This is a genomic window from Paenibacillus sp. Aloe-11, assembly GCF_000245715.1.
GTDB classification, from domain to species: domain Bacteria; phylum Bacillota; class Bacilli; order Paenibacillales; family Paenibacillaceae; genus Paenibacillus; species Paenibacillus kribbensis.
Window position 1 is genome coordinate 14,118 of the sequence record NZ_JH601067.1, and the last position, 17,600, is coordinate 31,717.

General features: G+C 41.3%; 15 protein-coding genes and 3 pseudogenes. 13 read left to right on the forward strand and 5 right to left on the reverse strand.

All coding sequences use genetic code 11. From position 1 onward, the window contains the following. Positions 1-110: 110 nt before the first annotated feature. The 5 genes and pseudogenes from deoB to WG8_RS21275 all read left to right on the forward strand — a co-directional run. Positions 111-812: pseudogene (gene deoB, locus WG8_RS21260) on the forward strand (phosphopentomutase); the annotation flags it as partial. Between the two features lie 153 nt (positions 813-965). Further along, positions 966-1,421, forward strand: a complete 456-nt coding sequence (locus tag WG8_RS21265; RefSeq protein WP_232289148.1) for a restriction endonuclease — start codon at positions 966-968, stop codon at positions 1,419-1,421. A gap of 256 nt (positions 1,422-1,677) precedes the next feature. Further along, a complete protein-coding gene (locus WG8_RS21270) occupies positions 1,678-2,181 on the forward strand; it encodes a hypothetical protein (RefSeq protein ID WP_043891317.1) in 504 nt (167 codons plus the stop codon). Positions 2,182-2,509: 328 nt separating this feature from the next. Next, positions 2,510-2,647 carry a hypothetical protein gene (locus WG8_RS27220; RefSeq protein ID WP_157136351.1) on the forward strand — a complete coding sequence of 46 codons (138 nt, stop codon included), beginning with the start codon at positions 2,510-2,512 and terminating at the stop codon, positions 2,645-2,647. Between the two features lie 121 nt (positions 2,648-2,768). After that, positions 2,769-3,047 (forward strand): TetR family transcriptional regulator C-terminal domain-containing protein, encoded by a 279-nt coding sequence (locus WG8_RS21275; protein WP_007432320.1) that lies wholly within the window; start codon positions 2,769-2,771, stop codon positions 3,045-3,047. An 85-nt stretch (positions 3,048-3,132) separates the two neighbouring features. On the opposite strand, the gene WG8_RS21280 is transcribed toward WG8_RS21275, so the two are convergent. Then, on the reverse strand, positions 3,133-4,008 hold the full coding sequence (locus WG8_RS21280; RefSeq protein WP_043891318.1) for a LysR family transcriptional regulator: 876 nt from the start codon (positions 4,006-4,008) through the stop codon (positions 3,133-3,135). Positions 4,009-4,141: 133 nt separating this feature from the next. Between WG8_RS21280 and WG8_RS21285 the strand changes: the two genes are divergently transcribed. From WG8_RS21285 to WG8_RS21300, 4 genes are all read left to right on the forward strand, one after another. Continuing rightward, on the forward strand, positions 4,142-5,002 hold the full coding sequence (locus WG8_RS21285; protein WP_007432322.1) for an alpha/beta fold hydrolase: 861 nt from the start codon (positions 4,142-4,144) through the stop codon (positions 5,000-5,002). 37 nt (positions 5,003-5,039) lie between these two features. Beyond that, positions 5,040-6,281: a YbfB/YjiJ family MFS transporter gene (locus tag WG8_RS21290; protein WP_007432323.1), complete on the forward strand. Its 1,242-nt coding sequence runs from the start codon at positions 5,040-5,042 to the stop codon at positions 6,279-6,281. A gap of 605 nt (positions 6,282-6,886) precedes the next feature. Beyond that, positions 6,887-7,978: an NAD(P)H-dependent flavin oxidoreductase gene (locus WG8_RS21295; protein WP_007432324.1), complete on the forward strand. Its 1,092-nt coding sequence runs from the start codon at positions 6,887-6,889 to the stop codon at positions 7,976-7,978. Positions 7,979-8,013: 35 nt separating this feature from the next. Next, positions 8,014-8,406: a tautomerase family protein gene (locus WG8_RS21300; protein ID WP_007432325.1), complete on the forward strand. Its 393-nt coding sequence runs from the start codon at positions 8,014-8,016 to the stop codon at positions 8,404-8,406. Positions 8,407-8,792: 386 nt separating this feature from the next. On the opposite strand, the gene WG8_RS21305 is transcribed toward WG8_RS21300, so the two are convergent. Both WG8_RS21305 and WG8_RS21310 read right to left on the reverse strand, forming a co-directional pair. Further along, positions 8,793-9,344: a hypothetical protein gene (locus WG8_RS21305; protein ID WP_007432326.1), complete on the reverse strand. Its 552-nt coding sequence runs from the start codon at positions 9,342-9,344 to the stop codon at positions 8,793-8,795. An 859-nt stretch (positions 9,345-10,203) separates the two neighbouring features. After that, on the reverse strand, positions 10,204-11,061 hold the full coding sequence (locus WG8_RS21310; RefSeq protein ID WP_007432327.1) for a LysR family transcriptional regulator: 858 nt from the start codon (positions 11,059-11,061) through the stop codon (positions 10,204-10,206). A gap of 202 nt (positions 11,062-11,263) precedes the next feature. On the opposite strand from WG8_RS21310, the gene WG8_RS21315 reads away from it, so the two are divergent. After that, positions 11,264-11,701, forward strand: a complete 438-nt coding sequence (locus WG8_RS21315; protein ID WP_007432328.1) for a nuclear transport factor 2 family protein — start codon at positions 11,264-11,266, stop codon at positions 11,699-11,701. A gap of 65 nt (positions 11,702-11,766) precedes the next feature. Here WG8_RS21315 and WG8_RS21320 read toward each other — a convergent pair. Beyond that, positions 11,767-12,794: pseudogene (locus tag WG8_RS21320) on the reverse strand (PEP-utilizing enzyme); the annotation flags it as partial. On the opposite strand from WG8_RS21320, the pseudogene WG8_RS21325 reads away from it, so the two are divergent. Further along, positions 12,780-13,472 (forward strand): annotated as a pseudogene (locus WG8_RS21325) (tyrosine-type recombinase/integrase); the annotation flags it as partial. The pseudogenes WG8_RS21320 and WG8_RS21325 sit on opposite strands and share 15 nt — an antisense overlap. Positions 13,473-13,485: 13 nt before the next feature. Next, positions 13,486-16,455, forward strand: coding sequence for a Tn3 family transposase (locus WG8_RS21330; protein WP_007432332.1), 2,970 nt, complete (start codon positions 13,486-13,488; stop codon positions 16,453-16,455). A 112-nt stretch (positions 16,456-16,567) separates the two neighbouring features. Here WG8_RS21330 and WG8_RS21335 read toward each other — a convergent pair whose 3' ends face one another. Further along, positions 16,568-16,804: a Y-family DNA polymerase gene (locus WG8_RS21335; RefSeq protein ID WP_007432333.1), complete on the reverse strand. Its 237-nt coding sequence runs from the start codon at positions 16,802-16,804 to the stop codon at positions 16,568-16,570. A gap of 220 nt (positions 16,805-17,024) precedes the next feature. Here WG8_RS21335 and WG8_RS21340 point away from each other — a divergent pair, with 220 nt between their 5' ends. Beyond that, entirely contained in the window at positions 17,025-17,495 is a 471-nt protein-coding gene (locus tag WG8_RS21340; RefSeq protein ID WP_007432334.1) for an RrF2 family transcriptional regulator, read from the forward strand. Positions 17,496-17,600: the final 105 nt, after the last annotated feature.

Consider the following 17,600-nt stretch of genomic DNA (forward strand, 5'->3'; position numbering starts at 1 on the left):
CTGGATAGTGAAGCTGTCCTCTTTTATGTGTATTTTGTTACTGCCTAGAATCTAATAACTAATGATTTGGATAAAAAACAAAGGTGTGCGTTTAAAGGAGTGATTGACTTATGAATAAACCATTTCAACGTATTCATTTAATTGTTCTAGATTCTGTTGGTATCGGAGAAGCACCAGATGCAGCATCTTTTGGGGATGAAGGTGCTGACACGTTGGGGCATATTGCAGAAAGAAGAAATGGATTGAATATGCCCAATATGGCTGCGCTTGGTTTGTCAAACATGAAAGAGATACAAGGTATACCTAAGGCGGACCATCCATTGGCTTATTGGACCAAAATGCAGGAGGCTTCTAACGGCAAGGATACGATGACAGGCCATTAGGAAATTATGGGTTTGATTGTTGGGAAGCCGTTTCAGGTATTTCCAAATGCTTTCCCTGCCCCATTGATTGAGCATCTTGAGAGGGAGTCCGGTAGAAAAATCATTGGAAATAAAGCTGCAAGCGGCACTGAAATATTAGAAGAGCTCGGGGAAGAACACATGAAAACAGGAGCTTTGATTGTCTATACATCAGCAGACTCCGTTTTGCAAATTGCTGCCCATGAAGATATCGTACCATTGGATGAATTATACCGTATCTGTGAGATCGCGCGTGAAATAACTAAAAGCACTGAGTACATGGTTGGTCGTATCATAGCTAGACCTTTTGTTGGAGAAATGGGAACGTATAGACGTACAGCTAATCGACATGATTATGCATTGAAGCCTTATTCCAGGACGGTTATGAATGAGTTAAAGGATGCTAACTTAGTAGGAGGAGAATCATGGCGAGAAGGAAAAGTAAAACGAAACGGGAAGAAGAGTTGTTCCAAGGACTGGCCGGTATGGTCATGCTGGGAGGTTGCAGGTACATATTCGTTGACTAAATCTTGAGGGGCTTCACTGGTTGTTGGAGTGCTCGGAGTGGTTGGTGTTGTTTTGTTGATGATCAGTATTCAGCGTAAGCGAACTGAGCGCCTAAAGCAATCCGGTATTGCACAGATTGATAAAATGGATGGAGTGAAGTTTGAACATTATCTTGGTCTTCAGTTCCGATCCCAGGGATACAAAGCAGAGGTGACAAGAGCAACTGGTGACTTCAGGGCTGATTTGATCCTTTCTAAAGGTGAGAGACGAATTGTGGTACAAGCAAAGCGCTACAGCAAGAATGTCGGCTTAAAAGCTGTTCAGGAAGTGCAGGGCGCACGTGCACACAACAGAGCAAATGGTGCATGGGTTGTAACTAATAGCAACTTTACATCTCAGGCCTATGAGTTGGCTAAATCGAATAGTGTCAGGCTAATCAGCCGGGATGGATTGGTAGAGATGCTGCTACAAATGAAAGAAAAAATGTTGTTCTCTAAGAAGACAAGTGCTTAATTCAATAACGATGCTGCCTATTGTAGAATTATTACCTTATAAAGAAGAAATGATTTTGAATATTATTAAAGTGATCCCGCGAGAAATTGAGGAATGATTCAACTGTTGCATGAAAGGGGGATGATCCTTAGCGAATTTGTTTAATATGATCCCCTCATTGTAGACAGTAGCTTCTCTTCAGCGCATCCTGTTTATAGCTAGGAGATAAATAAGTGTCAATGAATATTTATAATTGAATTGGACGTGATGGATTTCTATGAGTTTAAAGGACAAACTTATACTTGTTTTAAGAGATAACAAGCAAAAAATTGAAGAGGAAGAATCAAGGTTACTTCAAGAAAACGCATTTAAACAAGGGAGGGAAGACATAAATAAATGCTTGGCTGATTTATTTTTTGCTTACCTTGAAAAACAAAGTAGTTCTTTGTTAGAAATAGGGATTGAATTTAAGAAAACCCAAGAGAATCGTATTGTTCTAACTAAGGACGAAGTGCTGATTATTATTTCATTCAGCGGTTCTAACAAGGATGAACATAAACAAGGTAGAGCAATATATAACGGGTTTGTATTTAGTACGGAAGAAGCACCGAATCAAGTACGGAATGGAAATTATCTAGAGGCATATCACAATGTTCAAATGAATTTACCGGATATTTTGAATGATAAAGAATATGTATTAAAACGTATAAAGATGTATTTTACAGATAGAGACTTTGAAAATTGGTTACTTAAGGCACTAACAAATACAAAAATGATTTGAAGAAAGGGGGAATTTAAAAAGCACTTGCTAATTCCAGGGGTAGATGAGATGACCACAATTGTCAAATAGATTTACGATCAAGACCAAAGAAGAATTTGAAGCGTTGAAGTTAAATTAAAAGGGTATCAATTATCAATTATCAATTTAACGCTCAAGAAAGCTTTCGGTTCATCTAAGCCCAAAGCTGAAATTTATATCCTTGAATTTGGCGGAATTCTGCAGTGATTAAAGAATAAAGACACGTCTAGGCTTAAAAGATTTATAATGATCATTTTTTAATGAAGGCATATCAGATTTCTTTTATACATAAGTATGGGAGGTTTTGCATGTGAATGTACATGACGTGCAATGGGGTGCTAGTCAACTCGAAAATTTAGGAAAAAGCATGGTTGACTCATTAAAAGCTAGAGAAGATTTAGGAGAACTCGTAGACCAACAGCATACATTGTTTGGAACAAGCTTTTAATCTATCCAAGGAAACTATTGAAAAGTACTATAAAGAGTCGCCACAATCACTTAGTATTATGACTCGTGACCCCGGATTCACAATGATTAAGGAATAAAACGTCCAACCGCCAATAGAGAGGATGATAAAAAAGAACCGCACATTTTATTGGGTATATTTGGACTTTCTAGCCAAAGCAAGCCGAAATCCGGTTTACCGTGAAATCAATCAACAGTTTTATGATAATTGCAACGCTATTGGGAAGGAAATTATCCAGTTGGGGCAAAAAGAAGGGATTTTTGCTGTAAATCTTTCCGCTGAGCAGACAGCTCCAAAGATTCGCGCAGTTATTGACGGCTACCTGATCCAATGGCTAATGATGGATCGGACAACACGGAAGAAGCAATCAGCTTTCTGCTGACTGCTTTACTTTTGGTTGTTATTTTGAGGGAGATGTTGACGCTGCTCCAAAATGCAGGATATTGTCGATAACTTTCGATGGCAGGTTAAGTAAGGTGGAACCTCTGTTTTGAAATCCGGATAAATTCGGACGTAGCTGCAGTTTCATAAGTATCTTTACGACGTATGAATAGAATCGGTGTTATATAGGATTTATCCGATATCTTATGAGAGCGTAAATTATATTGAACCATGGCTCTCTCAATTACCGAGCGAGGTAAAAGAGAGATACCGAGGCCAGCGTGAATACATCCGAGGATTCCCTCCAATGTTCCGAATTCCATGATCTTTGCGGGTATAATTCCTTTCAGACGTAACCAGTCCTCGAGTTTTTGACGATAAGAACAACCAGCACGAAAAACCAGTAAAGTCAAATTTCCTAATTGTTCCGGTTGATCGATTGAGGGAAATTGTCCTCCTGATATGAGTGCAAGTTCCTCAACCCCAACCTCTATAATATCGAGCTCTGGGTGCTGGACTGGTGCAGCTACGAAAGCACCGTCCAACTCGTATTTCAACACTAAATGGATAAGTTCTTCCGTCGTTCCAGTTTTTAATGCCAAATCCACCTCTGGATAAGATTTATGGTAATCGGTGAGAATAGACGGTAGCCGAATCGCAGCTGTGGTTTCGGGCGATCCGATCCGAAGCGGCCCTCTTGGGATTGTGTTATCTGCCACGACTCGTTCCGCCTCTTGAGTAAGAAAGACAATTTTCTCAGCATAGGACTTGAGTGTCTCTCCGGATGTTGTGAGCCGAACCCCTTGGCGTCCACGACGAAATAGCGCTGTTTTCAGTTCTTTTTCAAGCTGCTGGATACGGATACTTATACTCGACTGAACATATTCCATTTTTTCGGCTGCTTTGGTAATGCTTCCTTCGTTTGCAACTGCCAGAAAAATCTGCAAGTCCCGGATGTCCACCGTCATTCCCCCATCTAATTATTGATAATTTTAATATTACAAATCGATTAAATTCATTTTACACGATATCTTTGAAAAGTTACAATTAGTTTAGAAAGAGGCGGGTCTTATGAAGAAAACAGGAGGTTACAATATGACGACTTATCATTCATTAGAAGTAGAAGGATTAAACGTATTTTATCGTGAGGCTGGTAATCCGAATAATCCAGTCATTTTATTGCTTCATGGCTTTCCGTCCGCAAGTCATATGTTTAGAGAGCTAATACCTATTTTAGAAAAAGACTACTATTTAATTGCTCCTGATTATCCGGGGTTCGGGAATACCTCATCACCTGACAGAGAAGATTTCCAGTATACATTTGACCATATTACTGAAATTATCGAAACCTTCATCGATAAACTAGGGCTTGCTAAATATGCGTTATATGTCTTTGACTACGGAGCCCCTATTGGCTTTCGTATAGCTATGCACCATCCAGAACGTGTAACAGCAATAATAAGCCAAAATGGAAACATTTATCGTGAAGGACTAGGGGAAAAATGGGCGGCACGAGAAGATTATTGGCGTTATCCCACACAAGAAAAAAGAGAAAGTTATAGGGCAGCATTTGCGCCTAACACGATCAAGGGCCAATATGTTGATGGAACAAAGGAAAGCCAAGTTTCCCCAGATGGCTATACTCTTGATATTGCTTATATGTCCCGGCTGGGAAATGATGAGAAACAATTGGATTTAATTTTTGATTACCAAAATAATGTAAAAATGTATCCGGAGTTTCAGCAGTATCTTCGCGAATATCAGCCGCCCTTATTAGCAACGTGGGGTAAAAATGATGTTTCATTTATTCCAGCTGGTGCTGAAGCTTTTAAAAAGGATTTACCTAAAGCCGAGATTCATTTATTAGATACTGGGCACTTTGCATTGGAAACACATGCATATGAAATCGGAAAGCAAATGTTGGATTTTTTGAAAAACAATAAAAGGGTGGAATAGGGATAATTTGAATTTAGAAGGGTGACAAGTCAGTCTCATGGAGAATTCAGGAGCTAAAAATGCGAAATTGTTTAATTCCACAAAGACCATGATCGGTGGATTAGTTATGCTCATCATTTCAATGGGGATCGGACGTTTTTCATATACTTCCATACTTCCATTGATGCAATCACAAGCTCATCTATCCGCTACGGAATCTGGATATTTGGCAGGGAGTAATAACTTGGGTTACCTTATCGCTGCCTTTGGTGCAGGTTTCATAACATGGGGGTCCCGAAGAGCCTATCATCTCCGGATGCAATTGGTACTCTGCATTATTTTAACAGGACTTATGGGAATCACTTCATCATTTTTATGGTGGATGATTTTGCGCTTTCTCGCTGGAGTTAGCAGCGGCCTTATTTTCGTTCTATCATCAAGTTTAGTGTTGGATGCGCTGTTTTCAGATAAACGTGAAAAATGGGTAGGTATATTTTACGGCGGGGTTGGTATAGGCATTGTTTTAGCTGGGTTACTTACGCCTGTTCTTAGCATTTTCACTTGGAGGGGAACTTGGATCGGGCTTTTGATCATCAGTACCATCCTCATCATACCTGTGTGGTCATTTATCCGCGATAAAGAGCCGAAACCTATAACTCAAAATGCTGAATCCCTGAGTTCATCAGCGGAAAATCCATCTATCTTCGGCTGGCTACTTGTTGCTTATGGACTTGAGGGGTTAGGTTATATAGTAAGCGCGACGTTTCTTGTGGCGATGGTTAAGCAAATGCCTCATATGTCAATTTTTGCTGACTTTAGCTGGATTATCGTTGGGATAGCGGCGGTACCATCAACAGTGATCTGGTCCTGGTGGGCGAGTAAAGTCGGTTACATCAAACCATTGATTATTGCGCTTATCCTGCAAGCTGTTGGGATCATACTGCCTGTATGGCTTCCCAATATATTCGGCGTGACGTTAGGATCTGTCCTTTTTGGAGGCACGTTTATGGGCATTTCCATGCTTGCTCTCGCCGCAGCTCGTATGTCTAGACCATCCAGTGGTAATAGAGCAATTGCTTTGATGACAGGATTTTATGGTATAGGTCAAATACTCGGTCCAATCGGAGCCGGAATCGTGTTGGAAATGGCGCATAGTTACAACCTATCATTACTTCTGGCCACTTTGGTGCTTGTTGCTGCTGCTATTATATTGCTATCCGGTGCAGTTAATTTAAGTAAAAAAAGAGCGATAGGAAATTTGGACCATGCTCGTATTCATCCTGATCAAGAGCTTAGTTAGATCCTGGGCAATTTGCATTGGACAAATGGAATTGGTGAATTGATTCCTTTATTGGAGGAATAAAAAAATGCAAATAGGTTTTTTTGATTCTGGTATTGGAGGCATTACTGTATAGCATGATACATTAAAAGTTTTACCTAATGAAGATTATATGTATTACGCAGATACATTAAATGTTCCATATATGGGGACAAAACGAAAGATGACGTTAAAAAGTATGTTTTAAAATGCTATACTTCAAAATCTTATTACTAAATTAGATAACGAACATGTTGTTGATTTATTACCTCTTCCGAAATTAGTTCAGTTTGCAGAAAGTTTTGAGTTTAACGAGCAAATAGTGCTGCCTTATCTTCAAGAACAATTATCTATATATGATTTAAACCATTGTTTTAGGATGTACTCACTTTTCTTACTATAGAAATATATTTAGAACACTATTTGCATCGGATGTTAATATAACTGAAATATTTCTTCCTTTTGTTCAGGAGTCAAAGTCGAGGATAAGGCTAAATTAAAAGATTTTAATAACCTGTTCAAAAGATTGGACACTATTAACGAATGTGAAAAGTCTGAGATTTTACAATAAAAGGAGGTTTTTAAAGGTGTTTGAGACTGATTTGACGCGTGCTCTTAAAATTCGATACCCGATTTTTCAAGCGCCGATGGCTGGTGGCGTTTCGACGCCCGAATTAGTAGCGGCAGTTTCAAATGCCGGTGGGCTAGGCAACTTGGGGGGCGGATACTTAACACCGGAGCAACTCCGTAGCGAGATCCAAAAGATCAAGCAACGAACGGACCAGCCTTTTGGAGTAAACTTGTTTGTGCCTGAGCAATCAGAAGATTCGGAAGAAGCAATTTACCGGATGGCAGATTATCTGAATAAATACCGCATCAAACTTGGCACTGCTCAAAATCCAGCGATTATGAAGTTTTCAGAATCATTTGAGGAGCAGGTACAGGTACTGTTGGAGGAGCGTGTCCCCGTATTTAGTTTCACTTTTGGCATACCATCTCAAGACGTGATCCAAACCATGAAACAGCTTGGAATATTCATCATTGGAACTGCAACAACTGTTGATGAAGCCAAGCAATTGGAAGCAGCTGGTGCAGATGCAATTGTGGCTCAGGGGAGCGAAGCAGGCGGGCATAGGGGGACCTTCATGAAAGACCCTTCCCATGCTTTGATAGGCACCATGGCTATTGTTCCGCAGATCGTTGACCATGTGTCGATCCCGGTCATCGCAGCGGGGGGAATCATGGATGGGCGGGGACTTGCAGCAAGTCTTGCATTAGGAGCCGCTGCAGTACAGATGGGCACTGCGTTTCTAGCCTGCCCCGAGAGCGGCGCCCACGAAACGTACAAACAGAAAATCCTCTCGACAAATGAGGACTCCACTGAAATTACACGTGCATACTCCGGAAAGGCTGCAAGAGGTATTCAAACAAAATTTATGGTTGACATGCATCAGTACCCAGGGACAATCCCGGCTTACCCCATTCAAAACGCGATGACCCGGGACATTCGTCAGGCGGCTGCAATAGCGAACAACCCCGAGTATATGTCACTTTGGGCGGGCCAGGGTCTTCGGTTAGCAGGCGACCAACCTGCCGCTTCAATTGTAAAACAAACCATTGATCAAGCCAGTGTTCTTGTCCGGAAATTTTCTTTTATTAGAATGGTTGATAATAAATAGGGAAAAATAATTTTTATTAAAAGGAGGAAGTTAAAATGCCATTACTTCGTTTTGATCTTATTAAAGGACGAGATAAAGCAAGCCTGAAAAAACTTTTGGATGTTGCCCACCAAGTTGTTGTGGAAGCTTTTGACGTTCCTGAGCGAGATCGTTATCAAATCGTTCACGAACACTCGGCGGACCATATGATTATTGAGGATACTGGGCTAGGATTTAACCGTACCGATAGTCTAGTTATTCTCTCCATAATAAGCAAAGCCCGGCCAAAAGAGAAGAAACAAAAGCTCTATTCCTTACTGGCAGAAAGGTTAGAAGCTGAATGCAGCATCGCACCAACCGATTTAATGGTATCTATTGTTGAAAATAACGATGATGATTGGAGTTTTGGACTAGGGGAGGCACAATTTTTGACCGGTAAGTTAAGCTGATTCAACGCTAGTCGTTTCGATCTCAATCGGTAATATAACCAATATTAATCGCCCTTAAATTGGCCTGGTAGGCTAGTTGAAGGGCGATTTCCATGAGTCTTGGTATTGAGATGATAAAATAGGCTTATGGATGTTCAAAAATTACAACTACATACAGAGGGTAGCATCTGAATTTGAGTTTCGATTCTTACTGATGCCGGATATCATCAGAATCTCTTCAGAATGTTCTACGGCTAGATGGAGAACGCGAAAAAGACGTTCATTCTGAGTAAGATAAGCATAGTTACCAATTGAGCCTAAAAAATAAGGTATCTTGTTGCGGCTTACAATACAGCGCACCGCCAATGGTTTAACGGGCAGGGCAAGCAAACAATATGTTTATCCAATCATTCTGATGTGTAACAACCCAATTCATAGTAAGTATTATTGTTGAAATCAAAGCTTTTAATCACGTCAAGACCAAGCTTTTTGGTATGGGCAGCGTATGATCTACGATTGATGTGGTTTATAAAAGTTATCAATATCGGATATTTTTTACTCATTTGCATTCTGGAAAAATCAAAAACCTTTCGGAGTACTTCCGTACCCCTGTAATCCATATCAATGCAAATTGGCCCATACTGATAAGTGTTTTCTGTAGAAAGCGTAATTCCCTTATATTCTGTATCTTTCAAATCGTCAATCATATATTGAAAAAGAGGCCACTTAGCCCAATACTTCCACGAGGCAGCCATTGCATAAGCAACAATCTTCTTGCCATGACATGCAATTGTAATTCCATTTTCCTTTTCAATTAATTCCTTAAACTGTTCTTCTGTAAATAAGGTTGTAACGAAGCCATCGGGTTTGTCTTTTTCACTAATGGTTGTAATGTGATATTTTTTTTGTAATTTCACTATAGCAGATATATCATCAACAGTAGCATTTCTATAAATCATTGTTATCCTCCTATATAAAATGAGCTAAAAAACTTATACCTCAGCATACATCATAATTGAAACCATTTTAAATGACAATTATTGAATTGTTTATGGGTACAGCGCCTACACATTTGGTTTGCAGTTATTTCATTCATTCCAGTCGATTGCTATCCGCTTCCCGGAACCTTGAAATTAAAGCAGACGTAATTTTTACTAAAGTTATATGAGTGTTTTGGACATTATAAAATATATTTTAGCACCCCCGGATTTCTTCCCGTAACGGATCGATATCTTCTGTAATTGCAATATTCGTAATGTCCGCTTGTGTCAATTTTTTTAACCTTCCAAACTAAAAATTTGACTGTCCCCAATGCGTTACGACCACTCCGTATCCAAGACACAGAAGCCGGTAATTTCTTAGCGTAGGAAAAACCGGCTTTTTTCGCCTACAAAATCTCTTAGCGTGGGTTTTATGTCATTTGGTTGGCGGTACCCCTTATAGGAGTCCCGCCAACATTTTAACGAAAATATACGCTAAGCCGTCGGATGTGACCGGCTTAGCGTTCAGATCATAAGTTTGTTTAGTATAATTTTAATACCCCCCCAAGTTTTAGTCCTATATACCCATAATAACTTTATATATCAAAAGATTTTAGATAATGATCGAAACTAAACAAGTGATAAATACATGACTTAACAATTTGTTTTTTTATATTAACAAAAATACGTTTTTCATAAAACCAGCAAGGGAGAATTGCGTCACAAAAAAATGACACCATTCTCCCCTACAGCTTACTTTAATATTCTCCTTTTATTACAAAAAACGAGCCCCGAATGGTTCCAGCTAGTTTAGACTTTTGCCTGGCGAACTTAAACTTCACATCCACTCCTTAGCATGCTTTTTTATTAATGAAATCATACTTTTCATTGATGGTGAAAGCCATTTATCTTTGTGGTAAGCAAGGTACGTTGAAACTGCGGTAAGATCAGATTCGACCTCTTCCCCGATTAATTTATGGCTTTCCAATTCCTCTTGTACCGAAAAATAAGGAACCATGGATATTCCTAAACCGCTCCTAACACATTGTTTAATCGCTTCGATGCTCTGAAATTCCAGACTTTCTTTAACTTTTAATTTCTTGTAATGGATATATTCATTAAAAACAGCCTTATAACCGCAACTACGTTCGGTATAAAGTACAGCCCCCAGTTCAAGATTATTTTCAAGAGTCGGGCTGATGATCACCATTTTTTCTCTCATCAGCTGTTCACAGTGGAGTTCGGGCAATTTCCATCCATCACTTTCCAATACTAATGCAATATCGATTTCTCCTGTTTGAAGACAGGCCATAATATCTTGGAAATCAAGTGTTTTGAGGGATAAATTCACATTCCGATATACTTTTTTATACTCGACAAGAAGAGATGGGACGCGATGAATCATAAGTGATTCCGATACACCCAGTGTAAGATCACCTGTAGGTTCGTTGTCTGTCGTTAAAGCTTGATCGTATAATTCAATGATTTTTAAAGCGTAAGGAAGAAACTGTTCTCCGTAGTGGGTTAGCACGACTTTTTTACCCAAACGATCAAAAACAGGTTTTCCGATCTCAGCTTCCAACTCCTTGATATGTGCAGTGACGGAGGACTGGGCGTAACCTAGATGCTCAGCAGCTTTTTTAAATCCGCCTTTTTCAACAATAGTTTTCAGGGTTATGAGATGACGAAGCTCCACGTTTTCACACCTTTGTATGTAAAATTTATGACATGACTATAGTTCATTATTAATGAACGTTTAATTCTAATATATCAATTTTACTGCACATAAAACTCTGATTTATAATGTACCTGTCTGCAGACAACAATTCAACCTAAGTTTATCGGACGATGTGATCCTGCCAGGAACCCGAACTCTACAAAGGAGTGTGAATTCAAAAATGGACAACACAGGCAAGAAGAAGATTATTGAACACTTCCTCAGCCTTTATGGGCAAGGTCGTTGGGGGGACCCTCAGAACACGGAGCCGTTGAATGCACTACTCGACATGCTCACCGATGATGTCGAGTGGTGGATGAGCGGACTTCCACACCCCGGGTTCGTCTCCAAGGATGAATTCCGATCGATGCTGGCCCCGCTGAACGACATTACTGACGGGCCACTTCAGATCGTCCCTACCGGTTGGATCATCCAAGGGGACCGTGTGGCAGTGGAGGCCTACTCAACGATGAAGTTGAAGAGTGGACTTCGCTATCAGAACCATTATCATTTTCTCTTTGAGCTCCGGGGCGATAAAATCGCCGTCTACCACGAGCATCACGACACGGCCCACGTTAACGACGTATTAGTCAATATCACGGGTGACGCCGGGAAATAAGCAAAAAGGATGAGTTTAGATCCACCGTTTGCCGAATGTGAATCTTGCTCATCCTTTTTCAACCATTACAATATTTCAATGTACCCTTCTGTTCCATTCACGCGAATGCGTTGCCCGTCTTTGATCAGCCCGGTAGCATTTTCCACTCCGACAACTGCCGGCAAGCCATATTCACGAGCGATAACGGCTCCATGGGTCATCAGTCCGCCAACTTCGGTAACCAGGCCTTTAATGGATACAAATAATGATGTCCAGCCAGGGTCAGTAAAGGCGGTGACTAATATATCTCCATCTTCCAGATCAGCATCTTCCATGTTTAAGATGATACGTGCTCGTCCTCTATAACTCCGGTAGAAACAGGTAGACCTACAAGCGCTTTGTCTGGCAGATTTTCTCGTTTGTACTCGCCCACAATGATTTCACCATCAGACGTGATTACACGTGGGGGAGTTAGCTTTTCGAAAAGTTTGTAATCGTCCTTTCGTGTACTGATGATCTGATAATCCAGTTTATTTGTGCGTACGACTTCGTGAAGCTCTTCAAAAGTGAGATAGTATATATCTTCTTTTTCATGAATAACGCTTGCGTGTACGAGTTGTTCGGCTGTTTTCAGTAAAGCCTGCTTATAAACGAAGTAGCGATTAATATAACTATATTTTGGATATTCCCGATATCCAATGAGATTCCGGACTAGGTCGATCATTCGTTTTGTCTCTTTGGCTTTTTGTTCGCCATCCGGTAATTGCTTCAATCGTTCTAATAACTCTTGTTCTTTTTTCAAAGCTTCCTGTCGCCCTTGCTCAAACTTCCGCTTTCCGGCATTAGGCTCAAAATTTTTGATATTACCCAGAATCATGGGGACAAGTGTAATTGGTTTTTCGCTCCAACGGGTTCTGGTAATATCGATTTCACCGGCACATCGCATTCCGTATTTGCCCAGATAAGCATAGATAGCGTCTTGAGATTCCTGTCCACCAACAAACTTAACCAGTTCATCCAGAAAGTTATCTTCTTTTACATGTTGTAAATAATCAATTACTTCCGGATAAGGACGAATCACATCTGCGACATCCATTAGAGCCAGACCCATTTGGAATTGAAACCAGCGACCATTAACCGACGGCTTATAACTCTGAAACGTTTTTTCGAGTGGGCCGTATCGGAATCCAGGATTCGTCGAGACCCTTCGAAGCCGGTCAAATTGGTTCCGGGAGAAAAGGTAAGCCCAAGACAGATGACAGATAAAGAAGAAGCTGCATTGATCGCTGCGGCTGAGCACAGCGGTTCTCTTCGGGACCAGACGATTCTAATCATGATGTTTCACACCGGCTTGCGGACAATGGAAGTGTGTGACCTGGCTCCCAGAGATATTCAAATCGGTAAACGCAGTGGCCATTTAACAGTCCGATCCGGAAAAAGGAATAAACAGCGAGAAGTTCCTTTGAACGCTACGTGCAGAGCTGCTTTAGAAAAATATCTGGCAGAACTTACTCCGAACAGCCCTTATTTGTTTCCATCGGAGAAGACCGGTTATCGATTAACCGAACGTGCTTTACGTCATTTGATTCAAAAATATGTGAAAGCCGCCCGGCTAGAAGGATTAAGCGCCCACGATCTACGGCACCGCTTCGGCTATGTTATGGCAGAAAACACGCCGTTGCACCGTTTGGCGCAAATTATGGGACACGATAGTCTGGACACAACGATGATTTATGTCAAAGCAACCCGTGTGGATCTGCAAGCGGAAGTCGAAAAAATAGCATGGCAATAGGGGGATTAGAACGATGTACGCAAGAGTAAGGGAACTGCTGACTCCGGAGGAACGGTTGCAATATTTGCAAATACCGTCTGATCTCGGCGAATGGGAATTGGGCACCTATTTCACATTTACCAAGCATGACCTTGAAATCATCCAGCAGCGGCGAAGAGATTATAATCGACTTGGCTTCGCCGTGCAGTTGTGCGTACTTCGTTATCTCGGCTGTACGCTTTCTGATATAAAGGAAGTGCCGGTTCATATTCTTCGTTATATTGCAGTGCAAATCAATACTGATGTGTATTCCTTTGCATCTTACGGCGAACGGGAAGCTACGAAATATGAGCATTTAGAGGAAATCCGGAAGGAGTATGGTTACCAGACATTTACATTGAGCGAGTATCGTTCTTTGTGCAAGCATCTTTTTAGCCATGCAATGGCAAACGGCAATCCCTTACACCTGATTCAGCTCGCACTTGAAGATTTACGTAAACGTAAAATCATTCTGCCCTCAATGGCTACGATTGAAAGAGCAGTTTGGGAAACTCGCAAACGGACAGAAGAAAAAATATTCAAGCTGCTCAGCAGTTCACTGACAGAATTACAAATTGCCAAGCTGGATTGCGTCTTAACCACCATGCCGGAAAGCAGCAAAACTTACTTGGCGTGGTTAAGGGAAATTCCAGGTACCAGCTCTCCGGATTCCTTTTTGAAGGTTATTGAAAAGCTTGAATACATACGGGATTTGCAGCTGCAAGTCGATACGAAAGGCATCCATCCAAACCGGCTACGGCAGCTTTCAAAAATTGGTTCGCGTTACGAACCTCACTCCTTCCGCCGCTTTAATGATCCGAAAAAGTACTCGATATTAGTCGCGTACCTATTGGAATTGATTCAGGATTTGACAGACTTTGCTTTCGAGATCCACGACCGGCAGATTATGATACTGCTCTCTAAAGGGAGAAAAGCCCAAGAGGAACTTCAAAAGCAAAACGGTAAATCGATCAACGAAAAGGTTGTTCACTTCGCCGATCTTGGTGCTGCTCTTATTAAGGCCCGAAGTGAAGGAACTGATCCGTTTGTTGCGCTTGATGCCGTTATGCCGTGGGATCAGATCGTCGCATCCGTGGAAGAAGCTAAACGGCTATCGCGGCCCGTAGATTACGACTATTTGGACTTGCTGGAAAAGAAATTCTATGCGCTCCGGAAATACACGCCAACACTGCTAAAATCGTTGGAGTTTCAGTCTACTAAGTCGGCAGAGCCGCTAATGAAAGCGGTTGATATCATCCGGGAAATGAACGAAACCGGAAAACGAAAAGTTCCGGAAGGCGCACCGCTGAACTTCGTTTCAAACCGCTGGCAAAAACATGTTTACGACGACGACGGAACCATCAACCGGCATTACTACGAAATGGCTGTCCTGACAGAGCTGCGGAATTATGTTCGTTCTGGGGACGTATCCATTGTCGGAAGCCGTCAGCATAAGGACTTCGAGGAGTACCTTGTACCGAAAGCTGATTGGAATATTATTGATCCTAACGCTACAAAGCTTGCCGTTAGCTTGTCCGCAAAGGAATATCTTGAAGAGCGTACTGAATCACTGCTTCAAAGATTAAACTGGGTTTCGGACCATATCGATGAACTGGACGGCGTTAATTTGGAGAACGGGAAATTGCATATCGAGCGATTGGAGAAAGATGTTCCCGATGAATCCCGGAATTTCAGCCTTTCCCTATATGAACTGCTGCCACGAATTAAGCTAACGGATCTGCTCATGGAAGTAGCCAACTGGACTAATTTTCATGAGCAATTTATTCACGCGTCCAGTAATCGCGCTCCGAACGAGGAAGAAACGACAATCCTCATGGCTACCCTTATGGCAATGGGAACGAACATTGGACTTACAAAAATGGCTGAAGCCACGCCGAACATTTCATATCGGCAAATGGCTAATACAGCGCAATGGCGGCTGTACGAAGACGCGATGAATAAAGCACAGGCTGTTCTTGTAAATTTCCATCACAAGCTTGCTCTGCCCTCATATTGGGGAAACGGCACGACCTCATCATCTGATGGTATGCGCGTCCGGATTGGAGTTTCGGCACTTCACGCAGACGCGAATCCCCATTACGGAACCGGAAAAGGAGCTACGATTTATCGGTTCATGAGTGACCAATTTTCTACGTTCTACACGAAAGTCATCAATACGAACGCTCGGGATGCCGTACACGTCATCGACGGTTTGCTCCACCATGAAACGGACTTAGCCATCGAGGAGCATTATACGGATACAGCAGGTTACACCGATCAAGTCTTTGGTTTAACACATCTGCTCGGATTTCGCTTTGCGCCGCGCTTACGCGATCTGGCTGATTCCAAGCTCTACACTATCGGGAAATCTTCTGATTTTCCTAAATTAGAGAAGCTGCTTCGCGGACAGATTAACACAAAGATCATTCAAGAAAACTACGATGATGTTCTCCGGCTGGCTCACTCCATCCGGGAAGGCACCGTTTCAGCATCACTCATTATGGGGAAGATCGGTTCCTATGCAAGACAAAATAGCTTGGCTACCGCGCTGCGAGAAATGGGGCGTATTGAGAAAACGATCTTCATTCTGGATTACCTTTCGAGCGAGGCGCTACGGCGAAAAATCCATCGGGGGTTAAACAAAGGGGAAGCCATGAACACGTTGGCCAGAGCAATTTTCTTTGGCAAACATGGCGAGCTGCGAGAACGTGCGTTACAAGACCAGCTCCAACGGGCAAGCGCATTGAATATCATAATTAATGCAATTAGCGTTTGGAATACCGTCTATCTCCAGCAAGCAACAGAACACCGCAAAAAGCAAGGAAAGCTTCAGGAGGAACTACTAAACCACATTTCTCCCCTTGGATGGGAGCACATTAATTTCTTAGGCGAATACAAATTCAATTTCAAGCAGAATACGTCTCTCAATTCCTTACGACCGCTTAAACAACAGGAAGTTGAATGACCAGTGATCTGGGGCCGTACCCGGCTTAGAGTAAGAAAAAACGCTAAGTCGGGTACGGCCGAAGGCTTAGCGTATATTTTCGTTAAAATGTTGGCGGGACCCCTCCAATGTCCTATACTTCTTCTACGCGAAGGAGCCAAAGCAATGTTAGAACATCTTCATATCGGTACTCGGTGATACCTGTGTATTTCGCTTTGGTATCCTGGATCACTTTACTGATAAATTTATTTGGGCCAATACCAATTGATGCGATAATTCCTGTTCTCGGCAGAATTGTTTGCTTCATGTTTACAGCTGCATTCCCTGTTTTAGCATAAGCATGTTCAATAGAATCAAGATAAACAAACATTTCGTTCATTCTGTTGTCAAATCAATATTTATGAAATGTCTACCCAAATAAAATTTATGTGATCTGATTCTCTATCTTAGTCATTTCAGAGCTACTTTTTTACGTCTCCACGATAACATGAAAGAAGATACATGAAATTTTGACTCAACTTGCATTTAAATATTTTGTAGTGCATAATGTGTTTATTCATATTGCAATTAAAACGAAAGGGGAAATCATATTGAGTATAGCTTCCCGTGGTGTTTACATCGGTCCTCCTCGTCTAAAGACAGCAATTCATGCCGTGGTTTGGCTGGCTAAAAGTGGTAGTATGGTAAGCAGCGGGTTAATAGCGAGTCAAGTCGATTCACATGCTACCTTTATTCGAAGAGTGATGCAATCGTTGAATAGTGCGGGTATTGTAGAGTCAAAAGGTGGACGAGAAGGTGGATATTTTTTGAAAAAACCTTCGACAGAAATTACATTAGGTGATATATACGAAGCAATTAATAATGATCCTAACGATGTTAAAGGTAATGAGAAAGTTGGAGAACAGCTAAGTGTAGAATGTGATCAGCCTGAAAAACGTTTAGATGGAGAACAGTTAGATGTTGAACTTGAACAGATTCTTCAGCAAGCTGAATTAAATACCATTGAGTATTTACGAAATTATACAATTGCTGAATTAGTAGATCGAGTACGGTTCTTTTGAGAGCATTAAAATAGAATGGCTAATACTAAGTTGCAGAACTACATGCAACTTTTTATTGAAACTAATTGTGCTTTTTTATAATACAAAATAGCAAGAGAGATAACG

What these genes read in the sequence shown, in the direction of transcription:
- WG8_RS21300 (WP_007432325.1), top strand. Translation starts at nt 8,014, where the DNA reads ATGCCATTACTTCGTTTTGATCTTATTAAAGGACGAGATAAAGCAAGC.
- WG8_RS21315 (WP_007432328.1), top strand. Translation starts at nt 11,264, where the DNA reads ATGGACAACACAGGCAAGAAGAAGATTATTGAACACTTCCTCAGCCTT.
- WG8_RS21270 (WP_043891317.1), top strand. Translation starts at nt 1,678, where the DNA reads ATGAGTTTAAAGGACAAACTTATACTTGTTTTAAGAGATAACAAGCAA.
- WG8_RS21305 (WP_007432326.1), bottom strand. Translation starts at nt 9,344, where the DNA reads ATGATTTATAGAAATGCTACTGTTGATGATATATCTGCTATAGTGAAA.
- WG8_RS21285 (WP_007432322.1), top strand. Translation starts at nt 4,142, where the DNA reads ATGACGACTTATCATTCATTAGAAGTAGAAGGATTAAACGTATTTTAT.
- WG8_RS21335 (WP_007432333.1), bottom strand. Translation starts at nt 16,804, where the DNA reads ATGTTTGTTTATCTTGATTCTATTGAACATGCTTATGCTAAAACAGGG.
- WG8_RS21330 (WP_007432332.1), top strand. Translation starts at nt 13,486, where the DNA reads ATGTACGCAAGAGTAAGGGAACTGCTGACTCCGGAGGAACGGTTGCAA.
- WG8_RS21290 (WP_007432323.1), top strand. Translation starts at nt 5,040, where the DNA reads ATGGAGAATTCAGGAGCTAAAAATGCGAAATTGTTTAATTCCACAAAG.
- WG8_RS21275 (WP_007432320.1), top strand. Translation starts at nt 2,769, where the DNA reads ATGATAAAAAAGAACCGCACATTTTATTGGGTATATTTGGACTTTCTA.